General features: G+C 43.0%; 6 protein-coding genes. 2 read left to right on the top strand and 4 right to left on the bottom strand.

Annotated features, from left to right (window positions below; genetic code table 11):
- Both FEK50_RS24065 and FEK50_RS24070 read left to right on the top strand, forming a co-directional pair.
- On the top strand, positions 1 to 331 hold a 331-nt coding region (locus FEK50_RS24065; protein ID WP_240783267.1), incomplete at its 5' end, for a helix-turn-helix transcriptional regulator.
- 74 nt (positions 332 to 405) lie between these two features.
- Positions 406 to 717 (top strand): SymE family type I addiction module toxin, encoded by a 312-nt coding sequence (locus tag FEK50_RS24070; protein ID WP_131162582.1) that lies wholly within the window; start codon positions 406 to 408, stop codon positions 715 to 717.
- A 68-nt stretch (positions 718 to 785) separates the two neighbouring features.
- Here the strand turns inward: FEK50_RS24070 and FEK50_RS24075 are convergent, their stop codons facing one another.
- The 4 genes from FEK50_RS24075 to FEK50_RS24090 form a co-directional block, all read right to left on the bottom strand.
- Positions 786 to 1220 (bottom strand): hypothetical protein, encoded by a 435-nt coding sequence (locus FEK50_RS24075; RefSeq protein ID WP_131162581.1) that lies wholly within the window; start codon positions 1218 to 1220, stop codon positions 786 to 788.
- Positions 1213 to 1857 carry an RHS repeat-associated core domain-containing protein gene (locus FEK50_RS24080; RefSeq protein ID WP_167852348.1) on the bottom strand — a complete coding sequence of 215 codons (645 nt, stop codon included), beginning with the start codon at positions 1855 to 1857 and terminating at the stop codon, positions 1213 to 1215. Before FEK50_RS24080 ends, FEK50_RS24075 begins: the two co-directional genes overlap by 8 nt.
- A gap of 104 nt (positions 1858 to 1961) precedes the next feature.
- Positions 1962 to 2198: a hypothetical protein gene (locus FEK50_RS24085; protein ID WP_131162580.1), complete on the bottom strand. Its 237-nt coding sequence runs from the start codon at positions 2196 to 2198 to the stop codon at positions 1962 to 1964.
- A 40-nt stretch (positions 2199 to 2238) separates the two neighbouring features.
- Positions 2239 to 2668: RHS repeat-associated core domain-containing protein (locus FEK50_RS24090; protein WP_240783268.1), on the bottom strand; the 430-nt coding region annotated here is incomplete at its 5' end.

Consider the following 2668-nt stretch of genomic DNA (forward strand, 5'->3'; position numbering starts at 1 on the left):
ACTGATTTTGGGCCAGGGTCAATTTGGCCGGGTTCTCAAAAAATGCATGGAACTAAAACGGGTCTATTTACACTGGGAGCAGGGACAGGTTAAGCCGCAGTTTGATTACATCATTAAGCTGGCCCAGCTTCTGGAAGTCAGTATTGACCACCTGCTGCTGGGTGAAGAGGGTTCCACCGCTCCTGTTTTTGATATTAAAAACAATAGGTTAAAAGAACCATGTAAGCAGGTTGATGAGCTTAAAGCAGACGATCAGGAAGTGATCTGCCGTATTCTGGATATGGCGATCACGCAGGAGAAGATGAAGCAGGTAATGAAGGTAATGCGTTGATATTTAACGCGACTGCTACAGGTTGCCGCCTGTAACAGCCGCTCACCACAAGCAACTAACAGGAGTAGTTAATCATGGCTGAACACGATATTACGCCAGAAGTCACCATTTCCAAAACCCAGCGCCACTATCAGGTGGGCTATGTCAGTGTCTGCCACCGCAACAGCAAAACGGGTATGACGACATATTATTCACGACACCCCAGCCTGCACCTTAAAGGCGACTGGCTGGCTGAGGCGGGATTTGAGACCGGACGCGGCGTGACCGTAAAAATATCGGAGGGGTGTATTGTGTTGATGGCTGAGAGCAATGAGGTGCAGGAGCTGCGCGAGCAGCTTTATCAGGCTAAACGGGTGGTTAAGGGCGTGAAGGACGTGCTGGTTTAGTGGACTGAACGAGAGCTAAATAATAAAAAAGCCGGGAAGGTTTAATATTCTTCCCAGCCTTTCAGGTGCTATTTTAGTTTATAAAAAATATCAACATCATACTCATTGTCACTTATAGAAATTACTCTATCAGGTGATTCAAATATTAGTGATGCATCATATGAATTATTTAATCTAAATACGCTAGCTAAAAATAATTTGAAATCATTTCCGCGAATAAATATTCCACACCTGTCCTCATAAACAAGCCAGCAAAGAAAAATTTTGTCTATATTCAATAAAGAAATCACAGCATTAATTAGCTTATCTTCCGCTACGGGTTGTTTAAAGAGAACCCTTTCATTCTTATTGTCAATAGCATTGGCCATTTTTAATTCATCTCTATGCCATAAAAAAATATCGTTTCCCAACAAAGAGATGGAGAATGATTCAAGTCCTTCAAGATTATCAGTAAATTTCTTTGCTCTAAGCAGAATTAGTTTTTCTTCAATTTTATTAATCATAATAAATATGGTGATCATTGGTTGAAGGATTATTTATCTTTTGGTACCTATCATTTTTAAAATCATAGGTTCTGGGATCTGCACCTGGTTTAGGTTGCCCTGCATGAGTATGTGGTCCTGGTGCTCTCGGATCGGCAGTATGCTCAACAACGACTCTCTTATGTCCTCGGGCATCTGTATATTCATAATATCGTCCATGAGAACCAAGATCTTCCGAATATCTATAATTCGTTTGTCCTCTCCTCATTGGATTATTACCAACCGTCCATTGCCTATTAGGCTGTTGAGAACGAGGTATACCCGCAAGATCTTTTGCTTTATTTAAAGCCTGACGCCGGTTAACACCTCCACATTTAAGACCTAAAGGATCGATCCAGCTTAACGGATTCGGCGCATAAGCATATAAGTTTAACCCGCCCCGCAGCCCTATCGGATCAGGCTGCGTAAACCTTCCACAATCAGGGTCATAATACCTGAACAGGTTATAATGCAACCCCGTTTCACGGTCAAGATACTGCCCCTGAAAGCGCAGATTTTGCTGTATTCTGGTACCGTCATTCAGTCGCTCTCCCCGCACCCACAGCGCCGGGCGCTCCCGCCGGACCAGCGCACTGGCATGCAGCTCAACATCCGGCAATGTCCGTCAGAAAACGTGACCACTGCTGCCAACTGGCTTAAGCACATTTTCACCCACAATGCTCATCACCAGATCTGTACCATCGTAATGCTATAATGTGTCGCTTATTCATAATCTTTATATTCTGGATATGGGTGTTCAAAATATCTTTCAGGTAAGAGTGTTTTGTCTGCATATTTAACCAGAAGCCTTAAAATCGCCTCTTGGAAATAAGTCAGCTCTTCCTTGTCTTCACACTCCACAACATCAGAAACATCATGCTCAGGACAATTTTTCAAAACATAATGCAAACAAGATTCATATAGAATCAACTCACCTTCTGATAATTCCAGTTGGAACATGGAAACACCTGAACTATCATCATGTTTTATAAGATACATATCAGAACCTCACATAATCACCAAATATGTCTTTAAATTTTTGTTCTTCTTCTGGGGTCATATGCCGCCATCGCGGACCGTTACCCTGATCACTCGTTCTTCTACTCGTATTGCGCTTGGGATTTGTCATCGTGGTTACAACTTCGGAACCATCCGCTTCTATAATATGAATCCTTCCATTTGGTCCCTTCACAACCCAACGATTATCTGCCGTCTGAATTAGAATATCACTGGGTCTAGCCCTTTGAAGATCATTAATAACAGTACCAATAGGTCGTCCTTCACGATGCCGTTGTAAAGCATGGCCGCTTTTCTTCAAAGTTGCACACATCAACCCTAACGGATCGATCCATGACAGCGGATTAGGCGCATACTGATAGAGGTTTATTCCCCCATTTAGCCCTATCGGGTCCGTAACTATGAACCGCCCG

The organism is Escherichia sp. E2586 (genome assembly GCF_005781105.1).
Taxonomy (GTDB): domain Bacteria; phylum Pseudomonadota; class Gammaproteobacteria; order Enterobacterales; family Enterobacteriaceae; genus Escherichia.